This window comes from Photobacterium angustum, assembly GCF_002954615.1.
GTDB classification, from domain to species: Bacteria; Pseudomonadota; Gammaproteobacteria; order Enterobacterales; family Vibrionaceae; genus Photobacterium; species Photobacterium angustum_A.
The window spans coordinates 1,574,601-1,597,183 of the sequence record NZ_MSCJ01000003.1; the positions used below are offsets into that span (position 1 = coordinate 1,574,601).

Below are 22,583 nucleotides of genomic sequence, written 5' to 3' on the forward strand. Positions count from 1 at the left end.
AGCTATCAACCCAAGCCTAGCATGAAAGTTTTTCTTTTGTTGATAGTCGTAGTTAAAAAACGCTAAACAGAGAGAGCAAAGCCATGAGTGATCTATTTTCAGGTAAAAAACTATTAGTGATCGGCGGTACAAGCGGCATGGGTTATGAAACCGCTCGTCAGGTGTTAGAGCAAGGCGGAAGTACTGTGATTGTGGGTCATCGTGCTGATAAAGCCGAAAACGCGCAGCAAGCATTAGCCACGTTAGGCGCTGTTGAAGCACTAACGGCTGATCTCACCAGTGAAGCTAGCGTTAATTCGCTTATCGACACCATTACTGAAAAACACCAAGACATCGATCTACTGGTCAATGCCGCTGGTGTGTTTTTTCCAAAACCGTTTCTTGAGCATGACAGTAACGACTACGATAAGTATATGCAGCTTAACCGTGCCTTTTTCTTTATCACCCAAAAAGTGGCAGCCAATATGATTGCGAATGGCTTAAAAGGTGCGATTGTAAATATCGGCTCGATGTGGGGGAAACAAGCCATTGCTGCAACACCATCATCGGCTTATTCAATGGCAAAAGCAGGATTACATGCACTCACTCAACATTTAGCGATGGAGTTAGCGGCAAGCAATATTCGCGTTAATGCGGTGTCACCTGCGGTTGTACAAACACCGATTTATGAAGGCTTTATTCCTAAGGCTGAAGTACATGATGCACTGCAAGGCTTTAATGATTTCCATCCTATTGGTCGTGTAGGTACGCCTGAAGATATTGCCAATACCATTACTTTCTTACTGTCTGATAAAGCTAAGTGGGTAACAGGCGCTATTTGGGATATCGATGGCGGTGTGATGGCAGGGCGTAATTAATCTCCTTCTTTTTAAAGCTCACTTTTTAGGGCGATAGATATTCACTATTTGCTATTTCACTACTTAATTATCTTACTGTCGCCCTTTATTTAAATCTAAGAGGTCATCATGCAAATTAATACTGACTTTACTCGCCCTGTCACTATTCGTGGTGATCGTTATCATTGGGTGCCATCAACACAAACGGGCGTTGAACGTATGATGCTGGATCGTATTGGCGATGAAAAAGCACGTGCGACCACTGTTGTTCGTTATGCTCCTCATTCTTCATTTCCTAATCATGCTCATCCAGGGGGTGAAGAAATTTTAGTGCTATCGGGAACGTTTTCAGACAGTACAGGCGATTATCCTACTGGCTGGTATTTACGTAATCCTCCCGCATCTTCACACGCGCCTTTTAGCCACCAAGGCACGACGATTTTTGTCAAATTATGGCAAATGCGCGAAATCGAAAAAGAAACACTGCGTGTAGATACCAACGATCCCGCTAATTGGAAAGTGATTGAGGGTCGTGAAACATGCCCATTATTTTGCAACCCATTTGAATCGGTCAGTTTACAGAAAGTCCCTGCACTTAACCTTGTGTGTGATTTGTCGCTCGATGCCACGGAGATTTTAGTGGTGACTGGCTCTGTAAAACATGACGGGATCACTTACCCACAAGGAAGCTGGCTGCGCTTACCTAAAGGTTCAGCAGCAACCGTTACCGCGGAAAAACAAGGTGCAACGGTGTTTATCAAACAAGGTGAATTTGCCAATATTGAAAGCGAGGCTACGTCATGATGGATAAAAAAATAGCTATTATTGGTGGCGGTTTAAGTGGTCTTTATGCCGCGTATTTACTTGAACAAAAAGGGATCACAGATTATCTGTTATTAGAAGCCCGTGATAGTTTTGGGGGTCGGATCCAATCTTTCACACCACACAACACTGAAGCCAGTTTTGATCTGGGGCCAGCATGGTTTTGGCCTGACATTCAACCTGAGTTTTCACAGCTTATTAATGATTTTCAGTTAGACAGTTTTGCTCAATACGATACCGGTAACATGCTTGTAGAGCGTTCGTTATCTAAAACACCGAATGAAATTTCAGGCTTTGTCACAGAGCCTACTTCTATGCGCCTAACTCAAGGTATGAGCGGCTTAATTAAAACGATAAGCGAAAAACTCACTAACACTAATATTCATTGTTCGAAACAAGTGACGAAACTTGAGCGGCAGGAAAACAAGGTTATTATCCACTACCACGATAGTCAAAATAACACTCAGCAAATGGCAACAAGTGATCATGTCTTGCTCGCGCTGCCACCACGGTTAGCGATTGAGCTCATTGAATTCTCGCCTTCGTTACCAGAAACACTTATACAGCAATGGCAACATACAGCGACCTGGATGGCACCTCACGCGAAATATATTGCTGTTTATGAGCGTCCATTTTGGCGAGAGCAACAGCTATCAGGCAGCGTACGCAGTATGGTTGGCCCTATGGTTGAAATTCATGATGCATCGCTAAGCACAGAGCCAAAACATGCTGCTTTATTCGGGTTTATTGGTATTCCAGCTCAGCAACGTAAGGATATCGGGGAAGAGCAGATTAAGGCTTATTGCCAACAACAATTGGTACGTTTATTTGGCGAGCAAGCAGTACAGCCTACAGCTCATATGATAAAAGATTGGGCGCAAGATACATTTACTGCCACAACGCTGGATAGCCAAGCATTAAGCCATAGCTTAGCACCGCCTCGATCCCCCATTAATAATACTTGGTCGCAACACTTAACAGGTATTGGCAGTGAATGGGCAACGGAATTTCCGGGTTATTTAGCCGGGGCAACAGAAGCGGCTGAGTTAGGTGTTGAACGGTATCTGGCGCTCTATGAAAAATAAGCGCCAAGACGGGGGCAATCAAACTTTGTCAATAAAATTGCGTAATGATGTATTACGCTTTTTTAACAAATTTTGCAGTAACCATCATGTCACCAGCGCCATCAAGTTTACAGTCTAGTTGGTGGTCTTTACCTTCAACAATACGTTTAATGACCGCTTTAGTTCCAATTTTTAGTACCAGTGAACTGCCTTTGACTTTCAAATCTTTAATTAGCGTGACCTTATCGCCCTCTTGCAATAATGTGCCGTTAACATCTTTCATTATAATAGTTTCTTCCTCTGCAACTTCCGCAGGGTTCCATTCATAGGCACATTCAGGACACACTAGGTTCGCTTGATCTTGGTAGACATATTCAGATTGGCAGTTTGGGCACGGCGGTAAAGACATAATCACAACTTCTTTAATCAATTAACAATAATGCGCATTATGTTAATAGTTATAGCTAGCTAATACGAGTTTAATAAACCGCAATCGCTTGACTGATTGCGGTTTACGTTAGTGATACGGCTTATTTAAGAACCGTTACGCTGTCATCAGCTTCATAATCGTCTAACTTTGGATTAGCACTAATATCAAGTTTTGTTAATGGATTATCCGTTAACCATAGCGAGCGTAATTTAGGATTTTTACTCACATCAACTGACGTCAGCTTATTATCCGTCAGTCTTAGTTTTTCTAACTGCGCGTTATGAGTAACATCTAACGCAACCACTTTGTTATACATTAATGATAAGCTTTTTAACTTACTACTCTTGCTTACGTTAACGGTTGTCAGTTGGTTTTCAGCCAATCCCGCCTGTACTAAATTCGGATTGTGGCTAAAATCAACGGTCGTGAATTGATTTCGATCTGCCCATAAGTATTTTAGCTGCGGGTTTTTAGATAGATCTAACGTAGTCAATTTATTTGCTACTACCGCTAAATCTGTCAAATTAGGGTTATGACTCAAATCAATCTGTGATAATAGATTAAAACTAACCCCTAATTCTTTTAATTGTGGATTTTGACTAACATCAATGTTGTCGATCTTTGATTTGGTGATAAATACACTTTCTAGGGCTGGGTTATGGGTTAAATCAACATGCTTTAACTCAGAGCCTGATACCTGTAATTCTTTTAATGCCGGGAAATTTGCTAATTCATCGATGGTGTTGATAGAAAATTGACTACAATCTAACTTAGTGATCGTAGCTGGATCTTCAATTTTCTGAGCCATTACACACTGCTTAAAATTATCATCTTTGAATGGTATTTCACTTACCTTACTGTAATCGGCTGCAGCGACTTGTCCTGAAACCATTAACGCTAATGCAGTGAACGCAAATTTCTTTGTTAAATCCATAACTAAACAAACTCCCAAATATATAAACGAAAAAACCGCGTGAATGATTTCAAACATTCACGCGGTTGAGAGCTTAGTTAGCAAAATACTGTAGGGGAAATATAGGTTACAAAAATTTGCACCGGATCAAATAAATACTTTTTAAGTAAGCACTATTCCATAAAGTCTTGTTTACATTTCAGTCAGTAATAATAAATAGCAACTACATTCACTAAACCCATGATTTTAAGATAATACGCTCATCACCATCACGACGAACCCAACCATCTTTTTCCATTCTATTTGCTAATGGGATTGAGTATTTTCGACTTAATGCTGTGCGATCTTTAATATCTCCCATCGATATACGATCTTGGGGCTGATGCTCTGCTATCACGGCTTTAACTAAATCAAGATATAAGCCCATATCGAAGTAAATGGTATCATCCAAAGCGGTAATATATTTTTGATGGCTGAGTTGTCTAAGCCACTTTTTACCACCAGCAACCGTCACTTTATTCAGCTCTAGCCCTGCTTTACCTAACTCGCGTATTTGTTGCAGAATCTCTTGTGCCGCAGAAGGTAATTCGTCTTCGTTATCACCTTGCCCTAAGCACCATTTGCCATAACTAACATGCACTTTTTCTTGCAGCTTTAATTGCTGCATTAAAATATCAATCACCGCTTCATTTATACGTAGACGTGTTGCTATTTCGGCAGATGACATTGAGATCCCATCAGACAGTAACGTCTGTATTTGTATATAACTATCAGCTAACCAGCTATCTTCTAAACAATAAGGCGTTAAATAAGTTTGACCTTGTGCCGGCTCAAAACCTGCTTCGATTGTTTCAAAGTAACCTTGTAGAGCGAGTAACATCTCACGTTGTGATTCAGGCTTTAAAAGCGCAGGTAAATTATCTAATGCTTGGTATAAACGGCGTTTTTGATAACCCATTACAGGTTTTGACCACACAATTTCAGCACCGTGTTGTAGACCACAGCCACCTTTTTGGATCATTACTAATCGTTGCCCAAAAATCATTGGGATGGGCTTTTCAAAGGTTAGTCGTGCTAATTGAGTATTCGGAATATAACTTAACAATGCCGAGCCATGCCAAGTTCCCATTGCAACTTCAACATGACGTTGTTTACGTTGCTTGAGTTTGTCTGCCGTTTTATTGATACGAACGATGCTCTGACTATGTAATGGTGGGGTTATTGTCGCAGATGTTAATAAGTGCCCTCGCCCTACTTCTTTACGGCTGATCCCTTTAACATTCACAGCAACACGGCAGGTGGCAGATAACTGCTGATGTTGTTGATGATAAGCTTGCAGAGAACGAACTGTCCCCATGATGTTACTAGGAAAGCAGCGAACCTTATCGCCAATACTCAACGTCCCCTGTGCCAATGTACCTGTAAGTACGGTGCCCATGCCATTTACGACAAAAGAACGATCGATATACATTATTGGGGCTACGACCTGATCATCTGCAACATAAGCCAATGCTTTACGCTCAATATTAGCTTTAACCGCCTCAATCAGTAGATCACGTAACGCAGGAATGTTGTCATTTTTTAATGCTGATACGCTGATAATCTCAGGTAATAAACCCGTCATCTCCATTACATTATCTAGGGCTTGATCTTCTACCGCACTGAGTTGCTCTGCCGTGACTTTATCGCGCTTATTAATACACACGACGATATCTTCTATTCCCATCGCATGTGCAACTTGTAAATGTGAGGTAGTCATCGGCATCCACCCTTCATCTGCCGCTATAACCAGCAATAAAACATTAAGGTGCCATACACCTGACACCATATTACGTAGATAACGCTCGTGTCCCGGGACATCCACAACACCAATGGTATTATTGTTATCGTCTTTAAAATAGGCAAAACCCAAATCTTGTGTCATACCTAATTGTTGTTCATGTGGACGCGCTGTGACGATACCTGTGAGTGCTTCAATTAAAGCGGTTTTACCGTGATCAACATGACCAGCCAAACCAATAACGGCTTGATATTTTTCTACATTATGAGGCTGTGAGACCATTACTACGACCTAATTGAAGTGAATAATATTTATATTGAGATAAGGTACTAATTGTTGCGCATGTTGAGGCATGAATACGCAGTCATTAATTTATAAAGGTTTATCATCAAATTCTTGAGGTGATAGTAATAAACTTTCGGATATTAGTAATTGACTAGTATCAATTTGTATAACAAACAAATATTAGGCTTGTTTTTTAATGAAGTATTTTTGCTTTTATCTGTATGATATTTATTCATACTCTTTATTATTGTCTATTCGCAAGCAATAAAAAGCCCCGCTTATTGCAGGGCTTAGTTCTATTTTTAAATTTCTATCTGATCACGTTATTGTCTTTCATATTCGTGATTAATATTCCCGTTAATTCATCAATAATATTATTCATATCACTTGGATCAACAGATTCTGATGATGTTGACCAAATCGGGTTATGACTTTGCGTATCAAATAAGGTGAATTCAACGTTCACAAATTCATAAGAAACAGAGTAACTATCATCGTAAATATAACTATAAGAAGTATTGTAGTAACTGTTAAAACTAATACCTCGGTTATAGCTATATCCCGTATTACCCGGATATCTTACTTCTTTATCTTCAATGTTTATCAATTTTGCGACAAAAACGGTTTGTGTATTATGTTTTTTCACATAAGCCGCAATATCGCTTTTAGACGGTAACTCGTTAGGAAAAACTTGCGAACTCGGGATCGCATTTACTCCATGAGTTTGTAATTGTTTTACCATATCATCTTCAAAGATCCGTCTTACACGTAAATTGTCAGACATAGCAACAACCATCGTGCTTTTTATTGGAAACTTTGTATATGACGTGTCCACCCAAGATGATGTTAAATTACTTGAGGAACACGCTGTTAATAGACTGCTTAATAATAAAATAAATAGATAACGCATAATACATCCCTTAACTTATGTTCTAAAATTAACAATAGTACAGGGATAGGAGAAATCAATTATGATACGACTATTATTACCAGCTTTATTTTTATTTTCCGGCTGTTCTTTAGATATTTTTGATCGTAATAATAACACTACGGTTAATAACAAAAAAACAGATATAAAAAGTCTCGGCTCTAATATGAAAAACATCCCTCCCCCTAACCCGACATCTTTACAGGAGCATATTTTAAAACTAGAAAACGCTAACACCCATCCTATTGAAAAATCAAACCATATTACTGAAATAGAAAAACTTGCAGAGAACGATCCTAATGCCATGTTCTATCTGGGTACACTATATAGAAATGGAAAGTTGCTCCCGTTGTCACCTGAAAAAGCACGGGAACTTTATAAAAAAGCGGCAGATAATGATCATATAATCGCACGCTATTACTACGCATTAATGCTTATTGATGGTGAAGGAGGAAATAGCGATCATCTTGAAGCTGAACGTTTGTTATTTATTAATCATTCAAAATCTCATTCTCCATCTTCTTATTCTCTTGCTTACCTTTACTTTATTAATGATGAATATATAAACACAATTAAAATCATGGAGGGGGATAATATAAAGAAAAGTAAAGAAAATGAATATTTACTGGCTATTTCGTACCTTCAAACAAATAATAATATTGAACGAGCGATTGAGCTTTTACAGTCTTCAGCCAATAAAAATCATATTTATTCACACCATACACTAGGAAAAATTTATCGCTTTGGTATCCATAATGTAAATCGCGATCTAGAAAAAAGTTACTTCCATTTTTCTGCTGCAGCAAAAGATAACGATCCAAAAGCACTATATCAACTTGCTACATTAGGGTTTAAATACCCTTTCCTGATTGAAAATGATTATGACGTAGCATTAAAACAGCTAACTATAGCGGCCAATAACCAATATGAGCCAGCCACGTTCCAATTGGCTAAGTTGTATGATCAAGGGTATCAAATTAAGCAAGATTATAAAAAAGCACTCTATTGGTATCAACAATCTGCAGATTTTGGTAATAATCAGGCGATGTATAATTTGGCAAGTATGTACGCGAATGGAGATGGCGTTGCTGAATCTTATGAAAAAGCGGAATATTGGTTAGAAAAAGCAGCAACTAACGGTAATGAACGCGCACAAAAATTACTTTCTGAACAATAGTACTTATTGTCCCTCTCACTTTATTTTTCATTTCATCCCCCCTTTATTTCCTCTGAATTTAAAACAAAAAAAACTTGCTTGGCGAATCATTGCCAAGCAAGCGTTCCCGTTAATAAATAACGATAATCAATAAATTTTAATCATCAATTTTTATACCAAAGGTTAGTGTTACCGTATCGCCAGGTATAACTGTTCCAACTGTTCCTGTAATTGTGCCTGAACTACCATTCACTATATTATTCACCGTACCAGCAGTAATTGATGGTACGCCACCAGCAACAATAAATGAGGTATAAGCAGGCGTTATATCTGAAATTGAAACATTTAGTGCATCTTTAATCCCTACATTTTTAGCGATTAATTGATAGAGTACGCATCGGCCTGGCTCAACTGAAAGTTGAGTCGTTAAATAAGGGCCATCAGCAACACCGTTACAAGTGGTATCAATCGCTTGAAGTTTTTTCACCTCCATATTGGTGTTAGATACTCTTGTTGAATCAATGATTTCAATCACACCACAAGGGCTTGTTAGGGTTAATGTAGTAAGGTTTGTAACACCTTCCTGCGCATTTGCAGGCACAAATACTTTCACTAAGAGCAGTTTTGTAGATTGCCCTGCAATACTTGTAATAGATGTAATAGCAACATCTGCGTTGGTTAAATCACCAGAATTATCGGTATCTTCATAAATGACAGAAGTAAACCCAGCGATACTGTTTACAACTCCAATGGTTATAGGCCCAACGGCATCATTACTGTTATTTGTTAAGGTATGAACATACACTTTTGATCCACCAACATGTGTCACACCAGCCAGATTATTTGATGAGCCCACACATAAACCACTGTTATCTACAGTAACGGCATCATGTTTTGTATCTGTTGCCCCTGTGGTATCGGAAGTAACTTTAAAGTAGATAGATTGTGTTGTACTACCTGCAGAAGCAGGGACGGTGACATCTGCGTAGACAAGTACAGCTGCATCTGGGGCTAAAACAGGGATACCAGAGATAACATTGTCAGTTGCGTCTTTGAACACAACAGTCCAATCTGCAGGTAAATCCCCTGCATTAAAATCATTATCACTGTATTCAAGTTTATAACCATCCGCGGCTGCTGATGTATTGGTAACGTATAAGGTAAAACGTGTTGTCTTACCAGGCTCGACACTATTTGTGGTAACCGCCGAGGCTTCTGCACCAGCACCAAAACCACAGTTGTCATCAGCAGCATCACAGCTATCTTCTGTTGTGGTTGCTGTTTCAGCGCGGAAGTTATTCGTTAAATCAACCGTGCTAAGTTCGATAGCACTTAACTGATCGATAACCGTATTCGATTTCGAAATGTCATTCGATGAGGTTGCTCGTTTAACGACTTCAAATGGCCCACCCGTTGCATTTGGCGGTAACGTTGCCACTAGCACCACTTTATAGCCACAGTTACCGTTTACATCTGTTACTTGATAAATACGACAGGTTTGTCCTGACGCTGGGATCCTACCAGTATCAGGATTACTATCGTTATCTGTATCAACTAACGGTGTAACGCCATCACTTTTATAAAGGAAGAAGCTAGTGCCTGCTGGGAAGGTAGAGGTTTCATAAGTAATGTTAAATGTATCTTCCGCATTACTTGTGTTCCAAATATAGTTGGTAAAGTAAACACGCTCACCTTGTTTCGCTGATGGTACATTCACAGTTTCATGATTGGTATCATCATTACCATCACAGTTACTATCTGTACCTGGTGTACAACCACCGTTATTTGCTATCACACTATATTCAGCATTGATTCTGAACGGCACAGTGTTGGTATCAGTAGATTCCAGTTCGCTATTATCAACTTGCCCACTGTTATCTTCATCGAAACCATAAACACCAAAGTTATAAACTGTACCCGCTGGTGCGCCATTATCAATCATCACTTCAAATGAAATAGTTGCTGATTCGTTTGAAGCTAGACCATCCATTGTAAATTCAACAATATCGCGGGTTGGACAACTAATTGGGTTATTAATACAAGTCGTGAAACTCAAATCTGATGTCCCATCAGAGCCACTACCACCAGCGGTATTATTTGATGGTGATATCTGCGTACCCGAGACACTCCAATTTACACCACCGTTAAAGCGCATTCCTTCAGGCAATTCATCTTTTAAGATAATGCCATTGGTATTGGCAGGATTCATATCCGTGATACCAATATTGGTATACGTGAAAGTAACAGTATAAGGCCCGCTTGGTGCAGCGCCATTATCAGCACTGATTGCTTTTGTAATATCAATAATCGGTAAATCAGTGACAGTTACTGTATCTGTATTAGTTTCATTACCAACCATACCGTTAGCAACGGGTACACCGTTCACATTCACTTGCTGACTGGTTGCGGTAATGGTTAATGAATCAGACTGGTTAAGTGCAGCCGCTGCATCAATATCAGTCACAATTACAAAGGAGTAACTTTCGCCCGGAGCCAATGGTCCAATAATATCTGAGTTAGGATCTATCGCTGCAGCTCCAGCATCGGCCACGCCATCATTTGGCGAAACATCAGGATAAATCGATGCACCAGAAATAACCGTTCCAGGTGGAACAATATCTAAATCATAAGTATCAGTAACATTACCTGTGTTAGTTAGCACATGAGTAAAGGTTACCTGACCACCTGCCGCACCTAGTTTAGACTGATCAAACGTCAACGTCATTGCAGCTACAGGTTGTACAACAGTTTCAACTAAATTTGACGTTGTACTACGATCGATACCAGCACTGTCTCGATACGTCGCACCTGCTTGGTTTTTTATCACTGTTCCTGATTCAGTTAATGCAACTGCATAAAAACTCATCAATAACGAAACAGGCATCAATACCTTGATGATAAACCTGTAGAAGACATTCATATGACGCTCCTCCGCCGATTATAAGCTATTTACCGGATTCATAATGTTTGACTCCAGTGTTTGCTTTGAATTATCAAAGAACATTGTCACTGGCTCATGATTCGCATCGAGTAAAATAAGTTGGGTACGGCGATTTGCTCGGTTTTCTTTCTCACTGTTTGTTTTAACGAACAGCTCTCTTTCACCCGTACCAATCAGAGCCATCCTTGATGGAGAAATACCCTGACTCTGCAAATAGTTTCCAACTACTTCAGCTCGGCGAATAGAAAGTGCATCGTTATATTCATGTGAGCCAACTGGATCCGTAGAACCAACTACAGCAACATTAAAAGATGGATTCTGTTGCAATACTTTTACTGCATTCGCTAGACGGCTCATTTCAGCTGATGTTAAATCTGATTTATCAAATTCAAAGTTAACAACACTTGGCCAAGCGTCTACCACAACTTTTGGTGCCGCTTTTTGACACGCTAAAGGGCCGTAATCTGCATATATTGCTTTATCACTGACACACCCACTTAGATAGGTACAAACAAGCAATAAAAATAATCTTACTTTCATTAGTTAGTTACCTCTATTCACTCAACCAGCCAAACAAGCCTTCATCAAGTTTGAACATCATGTTGAAATAAAAACCTTGCAGGTTATAACCTTGTGGGTCGAGATCGCTGTCTTTGAACCCAATACCGTTATAGCCAATACCCGCGCGTAAATTTTTCATTACTAGATAGTTGATACCTAAGCCATATGAATAACGGCGACTACTTAATCCATCGGTACCGAGTACACCTGCGTGTAAATCAAGATCCCAACGACGATTGAGGTAGTAAATCACGCGTCCATCAATAATGGTTGATACTGAATCGTAGCTATAATCGTATTCGTTATAGTCTTCCCACTTAACCCCTAAGCGGCCCGATAGTAACCAATTTGATGCTGGCTGATAGTTATGGTGTGTTGATAGAATATGAGCGGTACGTTTGACATCATTGCGGTCAATCTTCCACTCATAAACACCTAGCATGTTATAGACGTTTGTTAAACGTGGACGGTATGAAATACCTAAGCTTAAATGTTGGTTCCAAGTGTTAATCGCTGCATCATTATCAACATAGCGGAACTCTTCACGAACCAAACCACTCCAATCTTGGGTCAAACGCGTTACCCATGCCCCTAGTAGACCATAGTAATCTTCGGTATCACCATGACGATATTCGATACGTCCTGTGGTTTTATAATTTGGGTTACGGATATCAGCGATACCTAATGAAACAGCCACGCCTGATGTACCTTCACCTTTAATGACTTCGATATATTCAGCTGATGGGTCAATGCTGATCCCTGGCACCAGTTCAAACTTGCCACGGTAACCATTCGCCACTTCCAGAATACGGCCGTCTGATGCACCTCGTTGACGGAACTCACTGAAAGTACTACCACCATGCTGCCAATCTACATCAATACCTGCGGTTAATAAGCTGGTAGTACCGCTACCTAAGTTACTAATACCGCCTAGTGAATCAATATATTCATAGTTAGCATAAAGGTTCGCTTGTTTATGTATATTCCAATCCGCTTTGATATTGAAACGCTGCTGTGCGTTGCTATTGAAGCTACGCTCATACTCTGTATCGAAACGACCAGCTCGATTAAAGAGGTTAAAGCTGCGACCTAAACCGAAGATTGCTGTAGTGAATTGTTCGGTTTCACCCGTGCTGGTTTCATTTTTGATGTAACGAGAACCTAAACGAGTCGTCCATGCACTGCCAAACAGTTTAGTATCTAACGTAGCGCCAGCTGACTGTTGTTTCTCGCTCGTTTCTAGAGATTCAGAGTGGGACGCTTCAACATTCAAGTTAGTTAAACCCATTAACTTCTGACGATGACGTAAGCGAACTTCTTGTCGTGCTGGCGTCACACCACCAGTTATGTTGGTAAACCCTTTCTCTGCATATGCATATTCTAATTCGGTTTGACTTGAATCAGTCCAATCACGCTTCAAGCGAAGTTTTACTGCTGTACCGCGTTCAAGTTTTTGACCATTAGTCGTAGCATTAGAAGTGATAGTATTGGCACTTTCACTACCTTCATGGCTCATTGTTGCCACTGAAGCAGTTAATTGTGTTTGGCTATCAATATTGTAGTTAGCCCAAAGACTCCCTAGCTTATAGCCCTCTAACTCATGTGTATTTTGCTCGTATGATAAACCCATAGCGAGCGATGGTGTAAAGAGGTAAGAGAGACGACCACCAGCGATAGTATATTTATCACCATCACCTTCTAAGTCATACGATATGCGTACTTTTATTGGGTCAAGATTTTCATCGATACTTGGGATCACTCGGTTGAACATAATTTGTCCAGTGAAGTAATCGATAGTGTAATCAATGTAGCGAATTAAGTTTTGTTCGGCTAATACTAAGCCAGGATTATCACGGCTATAAGTCACTAACGTAATGGTATCGCTGTGGCGGATAATACGACCGTCACCTATGTCGTAAAACATCGCTGTACCGTTACCATTAATTTCAACGACTTTATGTAAATCTTCAGGTCGTGCGGCATAAGCTTGCGCAATAAAACGACCATCGTTGTACATACCGTTAAAACCGTTCAGCACTTGGCTTGTGATACCTAAGTCAGCCACATCCGCACCATCTGATGTGCTGTAATCACCCCACATCGCAAAGTGACGTTCTCTTTCTAACTTAGCGAACCATTTACTGGTACTGCGTGCATCATAACCACGGATACTTGCATCTCCTGGTAATGGATAGTAACTATCAGGGGCGATTTCACGTAGATATTCTTCGTCATCCTTGTCGCTGTCATAGCTTAATGTTAAGTGCATGCCTCCTTTAACCTGACCTTTCATAAAGATGGCTGCACGTTCATCATCACTATAACTATCATCTTCATAGCCTTCAGCTTGGCGAGATGGCTCTTCACCACTGATTCGACCATAGCGTCCAGTATATTCAAGTAAGCCAGAAACAAAGAGTGGGCGAGCTGCCGCTACTTGGTATACACGAGCGGTGTCAGCGATATCATTTAATGACGCAGTGATATCCATTGCACCCGTTGTATTCGAACTACGTAGGTAAACTGTTTTCTCTCCGTTTACGACACGTACTTGATGACCTGTTTCATCAGGGTGAATATCAGGCTCTAACCAATTATTCTCTTTATTTGAATTCAAGGTTACGAAGTAAGTACCACGGGCTATCTTGTTATTCTTATCAAATAGCTTGATATTGAGTGGAATAACAGAGCGTCCACCATCAGCATGTAATACCTTGCCATCAGTGCTTAAGCTAATTCGATCAGCTGAATCAGGATGAGAGAACACTTTACTTAATAATGTACGCTCATTTCCGAAATCATCTGTCGCTTTCACTTCAACAAGGTTATCGCCAGGCTCAAGATTAACCCCATACCAACCGAGTATTTGTGCCTTTTCTTTCTCATTACGAATTTGCTCACCTAACTGCGTATCGCTCACTTTACTACCATTCACATATAGCGATGGTTTAACAGATGCAGGGACAACGATAATGAAACGTCCGTGGTAGCTATAGTCGCCTTTTGGCCAATACCATGTTCCTTTTTTCGCTTCTGCACGCGTAATTTTTGCAGCATCTTTTTCTGGTAATGGGATATCTTCTTCTATCTTGTTATCAATATTGAGGCGAGCAGCATAAGGGATGTTGTTATAAGACGTTTCCACTACTTTGGTATTAAAATTACTGGTTTGAAGTTTTTGCTGTAGTGGAACGAGTAGGTCTTCTTTATCAGCAAAACCAAATCTTAGTGATGCATCATCACCCGCAAGATAAACATACGCTTCATCCTGAACACCTGACGGTAATAGGTTATAGAACTCTTTCATTGAACGCTCACTACCCGAACGTAACTCAAGAGCATAACCTTTGAAACTATGTAACGTTGGTGATAGCGATGACGCTTCGTTGTTAGACGTTGTTGCTTTTGGACCACTAACAATACCCGAGGTTAATTCATTTCCTTTACGCTCAACTGTACGATTGCTTAGTCCTTTAAATTGCTCAGTAGTATCAAATAACCAATCACCATTGATGTCTTTATTTCGCCCTTTTAGCTCATTATAAACAGCCTCTGGGTTATTCTCTGGGCATGGTGCTACAAAGTCTGCTTTATGGAATTCACCACGACGTAAATCAACAAATCGTGAATCACCCATTCCTGCATTACGTGTATCAATTGCTTGTAATTCGACACCTTCTGGTAATGTTTGCTTATCAACTTTTAGTACATGAGTACCCGGTTTCACACCAAACATCGAGTACTGACCGTTTTCATCAGTTATGACGTAATCACCTGTTTCTAGGTAGATTTTCACACCACCAATTGGCCACGCACTACTCTTAATATCTTTGTTACAATGTCCATCAACATACACTTTACCGAAGATGATACCTCGTTCTGACATTACCCCAGTTTGCGTAATACCCAGTTGATATCGTGCAATATTTGAAGATGTTGGCTGACCATTATCTAACGAGCTGATGATACTTGACGCTAATGTGTTCGCGACAGCTTGTGCTGAGTTAATACCATCAGAGTCAACTGCACCTGCTGTAAGTTGAAGGAGGTATGTAACAATATAAGTACCATTATTTGGAGCGATAGTAGAACCATCGACATCACCAAGGTTAAACTCAATACTGTATGTTCCTGTTTGGATCGGATCTTCTAATGGCTGATCATTGAGACGCGCACTACCTTTCATGTATTTGAAACCATACGGTAGCTCATCAATAATACGTGTATTATAGAACGTCGATTCAGGTAAGTTATTTTTCAGTGTTAAGGTGTATTTAACAAATTCACCTATTTCAGCCGTTTCTTTATCTGCTGTTTTCTCTAATGTTAGGCGTCTATCTAAATTCGATGGATCTAAAGGTATATCAAAAATGTTTAATCCATTGAACGAACTTATATAGAATAACCCTGAGTTTTCTTCTCCTGTATAACCGTTTGCACCATAAGATGGAGCTGAAACTTGGTAAGAATTAAAGACAAGTGGATCTTTATATTGTGTTGGCCATGAATATCCTTCTGGTGGCTCAACAATGATAAAGTAACCTTCATTTGAAATTGGTAGTTTTGGATAGAACACACGACCGTTTTCATCCGAAACAGCAGTAGCAATAGGTTCACCTAATACATCAGGTACTTTACCATTAACGGTTTGGTAGAATTTAACCACAGCACCTTCAATACCAGGAATGAGATCGCCATTTTTATCGTATTTGAAGTGAGTAGAATCAAAGACTGTGAACTGTGGGCTTACTGTCGCAACATCTTGTAAGAAAACAGTATTATTTTGTGTATCACGTACCTCAACCGTTAATTTATCGTTTGGATTAGATTCAATACCACAATTATTGAAAGTTTTGCCATTTAAGCCACTGGCTCTAAAGTTAATAATGTCGTTAATTTGTGACTGTTGTTCAGCTCGGCTGACTTCACCAGCTCTCCACACTCCTGGGAAGGCTTCATGGCAGTAATTAGAATCCCTTGCCTGTGGCCCGCTCTGATCATTCGGCTCTACCGCACTGATAGGCATTACACTTCTGAAAATACCTGTATCAGGCCCTGTTTCAGCAAATACCCAATAGAACTCATCACCAAATGATGAACGTAACTTAACAGGGAAACGAGAATCTTTAGGACCAATAAAATCAATGACAGAAGAATCTAGATTCGCAATAGGTAAGTTGATGCGTGCATGAATGGCATCAATTTTAGGATCGTGACCCGGTGTGCCTTCGCGGAAGTAAAAATCAGTTGGCAAGAAGTGAGCTTCATTCGAATAATTAATGCCTTTATCATCAAAATCAATGGCTGAAGTATCAATGGTCTCAAAGTCAATTAATTTGCCGCCTGATTGTAACCCAATTCCACTTAACGTATTACATTGAATATTACTTTTAACAATAAGTGGATCACCAGCTAGTAAGTTAACAGATGCTTGGCTAAATACTTTAAATTCAGGAGAGTTATTAATATTGTTAACTTTTGAATAATAGGTGAAATGCCCAGATGTTCCTGGTTCCATATTAGAAGGGGTAACTAAGAAACCCATTTTCTCGACAATACCGTTACCATCCCATACCGAATAATCGATCCATTTTAATAAGCGATCATCGCCGTTTGTTATTTCACCAGTATTTAAACCAACAAGTACAATACCACCATTAAATTTCGCTAACGGTGAAGCAATGATAATTGGCGAATAATCACGCTTAGGTTGACCATCAACCACTCTATCTTGTTGAATTGTTACATTCGCAGGTTTTTTAACCGTAATCAGTACACCAGCATGCCTTTTTTCAACTAATGTGCCGCTAGCATCTTGCGTAGAAAATACATAAGGTTCAGTTGCAGCTTGCGGACGCTCTGTACCCACACTGTTATAAACAACCTTATATTCAATATCTTCACCGCTCTTCACTGGAGATTGACAGACAGGATCTGATCCTACGGTTAAATTTAATGCGGGACCATCAACAACAATTACTTCAGCATCAGTTTTCTTAATTAAATCAGGATCGCCACTTGATTGTGCATTAAGAGATAATAAAAAGTTTTCATTTTCTAATACTGAACTTGGTGTTGTCACAACATAACTAAGTTGTAAAAATTCTCCAGGAGCTAAAGTTGGTGTAATATAGCTACCATCTTCATTTTTCTCTAACTCTCTTTCACCAGGATTAAATAAGCCATCTCCATTTTCATCAATATATATTTTTATTTCAGTTCCTTCTGTATATATATCACCACTATCGCCTGGTAAGTTATTTACATTTAATATATAAGAATCATCTTCATTCCCTGTATTTTCAATAGTGACTGGAATACTTGCAGTACCGCCAATGGGTACATAGCGGGTAAATTCAGGATCAGAATCACCGTTATCTGTCGGTGAAATAGTATAACTATAAACACTGGCAACGGTTACATATGAATAATTAGATAAGACCTTAACATCTTCTCCCAATTCAGTATTAAAATATGTCATCTCAGCTTGATTCAATATTTTAGTACCGGCACTTGTTATAGAAAATGCATATGAACTCATACATAATAAAATGAATATAATAAAGCTTTTCATTTTAGACATAAAATTTAAGAGTGCCATAAGCGCTCTCCACTGGCTAATAATTCAAAGAAAGATAGGCTTATTAAACATATTTAAATAAATACGTTTAATAAGCCTCCCAATTAAGGGAGGCTTGTATTTTTATTGATTAGTCAACACGAACAGTAAATATACCTACAGCTTTATCACCAGGAGCTAATGTAGCAACGTCAAAGTCAACGTTAGTACCATTAACATTCGCAGTGATATCAGCACCAGTACCAGCCGCTGGATAACATAAGTTACCTAAGTCAGCTTCAATAGCAGTGTCGATTGGGTATGTTGGATCCGTTGGTGTAACAGCCACTGCAACATCAGTCGTTAGACGACAGTCATTCGGTGCTTGTGCAGTTTCTAGCGTTGTATTCGCTGGAACAGCATCCGTAATTACTGTGTTAAGTGCTGGTGTTTGGCCTTGGTTCCAAGCAACAAGCATCCAAATTACACATTGTTGAGGCTCAATACCTTCGAAGTACTGAGTGAAACCAGTATCGGCAGTACCGTCACAGGTTGCATCAGGAGCCGCATATTTGTATAGGCGAACCTGACCACGAACAATTTCAGTGGTATCTAGAGCGCTAGTTGTTAGTGAAGAATCTGAATCAGACTCAGCCGTAATGGTTGTAATGTTCACACTACCTGGTGCAGCATTAGCAGGGCCAAATACTGTCACTTCCATTGGAATAGTTTCACCAGGTTCTAAGTTAAACATTGGTGTACCATCAGGTTTACAAGTAAGCTCAATGGTTTGATCTACACCGTCAGTACCTTCAACTGTGATTGTCGGTGAAATTGCAACACCTGCAGGACACAATGCTGTGATAGCTGTATCTGGAGTACCGTTACCATCAGTGTCAATCTCAATTTTGTGCGTGAAGCCATTATCATCAGTCGCAGCTAATGTAATATCAGACTCTGTAGTATTACCAGTATTTGTTAATACATGGTCGTAAAGTACAGAACCACCTGGCTCAACTTGGTTTTGACCTGTTGGAGGGGTAATTGCGATAGATTTCGCAGATAGAACATCAATTGCCTCAACCTTACGGTCTTCAGCGCCTGAGTTTGCAGAGGTTACTTTAATAGAGATAATATAATCATTATCACCATCAACATTGGCATCAATCGTACCAGGCTGTTGACTATCAGCTAATGCTTTAAGCGCATCAGATGGTAGTGTAATTTCAGCCGTTACGAACTGTACTGCGCCACCAGGAATTTGTGCTGTAGCAAAGATTTGTGCACCTGTACCTGGAATATCTACAGTACCATCGGCGTTAGTATCAATACCTGCATCAAGGAATTTCACAGTCCAGCCATCAGGCAATGCTGTGTACCAAGAATTAGATCCTGCGTCATAACTACCTTCAGCAGCAAGCGTGAATGAATCTTGACCACCGCCTTTGTTAGCAATATAAATCGGTGCCGTTACTGTCGTAGCTAGAGGTTGGTCATTGAATACTGTTGCAATATCGTCAGCAGGCGTACCGTCAGCATCTAACACACCATCAGTCACATCGACTAAATCAATATCCGTTGCTGGTGCCATGTCACCATTAGCATCAATAAACGGATTATTTGACACATCAACCGTTGGAGGCGTTACACTTGTTAAACGCTCAATTTTGCTATCCGTCTTAGTACTATCATTAACCGATGTTGCTGTTGTAGTCGCCTCGAATGGACCACCAGTCGCACTTGCAGGCAAGCTAACGACAACACGGATCAATGTTTGGTTACACGCAACAGTAATACCATCAACAACTGTTGGAGCTACACCTGCAGCCACACAAGTCGATGCTGGAATTGCACCTGTATCTGCAATACTGTCACTACTCGTGTCAACTAAAGGACCAGTACCTGTATCGTTAAAGAACTTGAAGGTTGTTCCAGTTGGATATGGGTTAGTTGGGCCATTTACAGTCACAAGGTTAAAGGTATCAGTACTATTACCTGTGTTAGTAATAAGGTTATAGAAGAACACATCACTACCAGCTGATGCATTGTCTACAGTTTGTACATTATCTTCTGTACCATCATCATCACCACCTTCACCACTCGTTGATGGGCCATTACTTCCTGTATCAGTAATAGAGCCACCATAGGTATTTTCTGAAGTGATTGGGGTTGGATTAGTAATGATTGGACCAGGTTTGGTTGGGCTACCACACTCATTATCATCGACATAATCGGTGTCACCAGAGCCACCGTTTAAGTTTGCACAGATAAAGGCTTGGTTATTAATGTCTGTACCGCCTTCCACCATGTTTGGCGAATACCAAACAGAGAAGTTCATCGATACCGTACCGCCAGAAGGTAGTGAGTTATCAATCGCAAACACACCAGGAACAACTGCATCAGCAGTATCACCATCATGGTTAAGATCTAAACCACCAGCAATACCACCTTCACCGCTATTTTCAAGTGAACCATCTTGGTCTAAATCAACGCTAACACCAGATGAATTTAGTAATGAGTTTTCATCTGTTAAGTTAGCAGCACTTGTTACAGATGTATCACCATCAGCAACAACTAAACCTGGGCTAGAAAGTGATGAAGTAATTAATGTCGTGCCATCAGGAATACCATCAAACATGTGAACATCTGTTGCGGAAGTATTACCTGTATTCGTTGCAACAATGCTGTATTGAATAATATTTACAGCTAAATCTGTTGAAGGGTCACCATCGACATCAATACCTGTGGATGACTCTGTACCACCTTTGATTTCGTTTGCTGTCTTATTCACATTAATAACAGCATCGTTAGTAATAGTGATTAAGTCACCATTCGTATCATCAGCACTATCATTATTAGCACCAATATCTGAGACCGCATTTGCAACAGGAGCACCTGTACCTTCATGTGCTTGAGCTGTAAATGTGACACCTAACTTATCACCGACTTGTGCAGAGCTTGGTACTTCAACTGCTAATATGTAGTAATAAGTCTGCCCTGCTGGAATGGTAACAACAGAACCACTTGGGATTGCTGCTTCACCATTATCCGGTCGACCAGTTTCATTTCCATCCCAGTACATAGTGATACTGTTTGCATCAATATCATCCGTACCACGGGTGTCTCCGCTAGGTAAACCTTGAGCATAAGATAATGTAAAGTCTTCTGGACCATTACCATTATTCGTTAGCTCGTGGACAACATATTTAACTTGACCAGCGGCAGCTGTATCATCAAAGTCATCCTCTAATGTCGCGGCATAAATTTGCGCAACTTTTACTACAGCTTCATTAGAGAAGGCTTGGTAGGTATTCCCCAACGAATCTTCATAGTCAACTTTAGCTTCATTTTTAATTTCAACGCCGGCTAGAGTTGTAGATGCAAGGGCTTGGCTAGTAAGTGTACCTGCACCTATCGTTATGAGACCCGCTGCAACCCATCGACATATAGGTTTTAAATGCGTATTCATAAAGTGGTTACCTTTTAAGGTCGTTAATTTAATTTACGATAATGTAGCTAAACCCTTGCAATAAGCATGGGGTAGTGCCATTTACTTATCGGTTATTTAACTTCGATACGATAAGTAAAAATTTGTTTTTCCTTTGAGTTAATCGGAACATTTGGAGTCCAGCGAATAGCTGTGTATTTTTCAGGTGGGATAATAACTTCAACTTCTTTACCATCCTTCATAACCATTCTTTTAACTGGTTCCGGTTCGAATGTTTTGCCTCCATCAATACTTACAACAAAATCTGAATTAATTTTTGTGTTATTAGTACCGGGAACAAAAAATGTATTTTGAGGAATAGGACCAGTAATAACTAATCCCTTAAGCTCTTTATCTGAGTTATTAGTATAAGTGAGCTTATATTCAATCTTATCTTTAGGATAAACTTCAACAGCTGGTTTTAACTCTTCATCTCCATCTTTATTTAAAGTAACAAGATATGCGTCCATTTGGCTTGATAATGGTTCAACTTTCTTTTCTGCAAATACAGAGAAAGACATAACCACTGCAGCAAATACGATTAGTAATAGCTTTTTCACAATACACCTCATTATTTAATTAGTCTGCGATAGTATTAATGCTAATTACGTGCCAATGATAACTTATTAATTAATTAATAATCTCACTTAAAAAATCAATTATTCATATGCAAATTGAAATTTTTATTATTATGCAAATCCGATTAATAAATCCAATTTACGACATGAGTAATTTTAAACAACAGCAAATATTTTTTTATCTTATTTGCAAGAAAATAACAGCCTTTCACCTCCCTAACATAAATATAAAATCATCATTCT

General features: G+C 39.6%; 13 protein-coding genes. 4 read left to right on the forward strand and 9 right to left on the reverse strand.

Annotation, left to right across the window (positions count from 1 at the left end; all coding sequences use genetic code 11):
- Positions 1-83 precede the first annotated feature (83 nt).
- The 3 genes from BTO08_RS21960 (at position 84) to BTO08_RS21970 (ending at position 2,743) form a co-directional block, all read left to right on the forward strand.
- Positions 84-857, forward strand: a complete 774-nt coding sequence (locus tag BTO08_RS21960; RefSeq protein WP_105062648.1) for an SDR family NAD(P)-dependent oxidoreductase — start codon at positions 84-86, stop codon at positions 855-857.
- 108 nt (positions 858-965) lie between these two features.
- Positions 966-1,640: a cupin domain-containing protein gene (locus tag BTO08_RS21965; protein ID WP_105062649.1), complete on the forward strand. Its 675-nt coding sequence runs from the start codon at positions 966-968 to the stop codon at positions 1,638-1,640.
- Positions 1,637-2,743 (forward strand): flavin monoamine oxidase family protein, encoded by a 1,107-nt coding sequence (locus tag BTO08_RS21970; RefSeq protein ID WP_105062650.1) that lies wholly within the window; start codon positions 1,637-1,639, stop codon positions 2,741-2,743. The genes BTO08_RS21965 and BTO08_RS21970 overlap by 4 nt, the downstream gene beginning before the upstream one ends.
- A 52-nt stretch (positions 2,744-2,795) precedes the next feature.
- Here the strand turns inward: BTO08_RS21970 and BTO08_RS21975 are convergent, their stop codons facing one another.
- From BTO08_RS21975 to BTO08_RS21990, 4 genes are all read right to left on the reverse strand, one after another.
- Positions 2,796-3,131, reverse strand: coding sequence for a zinc ribbon domain-containing protein YjdM (locus BTO08_RS21975; RefSeq protein WP_005366260.1), 336 nt, complete (start codon positions 3,129-3,131; stop codon positions 2,796-2,798).
- 121 nt (positions 3,132-3,252) lie between these two features.
- Positions 3,253-4,086: a leucine-rich repeat domain-containing protein gene (locus BTO08_RS21980; RefSeq protein WP_105062651.1), complete on the reverse strand. Its 834-nt coding sequence runs from the start codon at positions 4,084-4,086 to the stop codon at positions 3,253-3,255.
- Between the two features lie 211 nt (positions 4,087-4,297).
- Complete coding sequence (selB, locus tag BTO08_RS21985; protein WP_105062652.1) at positions 4,298-6,127, reverse strand: selenocysteine-specific translation elongation factor; 1,830 nt, start codon at positions 6,125-6,127, stop codon at positions 4,298-4,300.
- Between the two features lie 313 nt (positions 6,128-6,440).
- Entirely contained in the window at positions 6,441-6,914 is a 474-nt protein-coding gene (locus BTO08_RS21990) for a hypothetical protein (RefSeq protein WP_242446324.1), read from the reverse strand.
- A gap of 187 nt (positions 6,915-7,101) precedes the next feature.
- Here BTO08_RS21990 and BTO08_RS21995 point away from each other — a divergent pair, with 187 nt between their 5' ends.
- Positions 7,102-8,235 (forward strand): SEL1-like repeat protein, encoded by a 1,134-nt coding sequence (locus BTO08_RS21995; RefSeq protein ID WP_105062654.1) that lies wholly within the window; start codon positions 7,102-7,104, stop codon positions 8,233-8,235.
- A 136-nt stretch (positions 8,236-8,371) separates the two neighbouring features.
- Here BTO08_RS21995 and BTO08_RS22000 read toward each other — a convergent pair whose 3' ends face one another.
- The 5 genes from BTO08_RS22000 to BTO08_RS22020 all read right to left on the reverse strand — a co-directional run bounded on the left by BTO08_RS22000 (position 8,372) and on the right by BTO08_RS22020 (position 22,322).
- Complete coding sequence (locus BTO08_RS22000; RefSeq protein WP_105062655.1) at positions 8,372-11,134, reverse strand: hypothetical protein; 2,763 nt, start codon at positions 11,132-11,134, stop codon at positions 8,372-8,374.
- Between the two features lie 18 nt (positions 11,135-11,152).
- The gene (locus tag BTO08_RS22005; RefSeq protein WP_105062656.1) at positions 11,153-11,695 is read right to left on the reverse strand and encodes an OmpA family protein; all 543 of its coding nucleotides are present in this window, start codon (positions 11,693-11,695) and stop codon (positions 11,153-11,155) included.
- 13 nt (positions 11,696-11,708) lie between these two features.
- The gene (locus BTO08_RS22010; RefSeq protein ID WP_242446325.1) at positions 11,709-18,197 is read right to left on the reverse strand and encodes a hypothetical protein; all 6,489 of its coding nucleotides are present in this window, start codon (positions 18,195-18,197) and stop codon (positions 11,709-11,711) included.
- Positions 18,198-18,426: 229 nt separating this feature from the next.
- On the reverse strand, positions 18,427-21,744 hold the full coding sequence (locus BTO08_RS22015; RefSeq protein ID WP_105062658.1) for a hypothetical protein: 3,318 nt from the start codon (positions 21,742-21,744) through the stop codon (positions 18,427-18,429).
- A 92-nt stretch (positions 21,745-21,836) separates the two neighbouring features.
- Positions 21,837-22,322 (reverse strand): hypothetical protein, encoded by a 486-nt coding sequence (locus tag BTO08_RS22020; protein ID WP_105062659.1) that lies wholly within the window; start codon positions 22,320-22,322, stop codon positions 21,837-21,839.
- Positions 22,323-22,583: the final 261 nt, after the last annotated feature.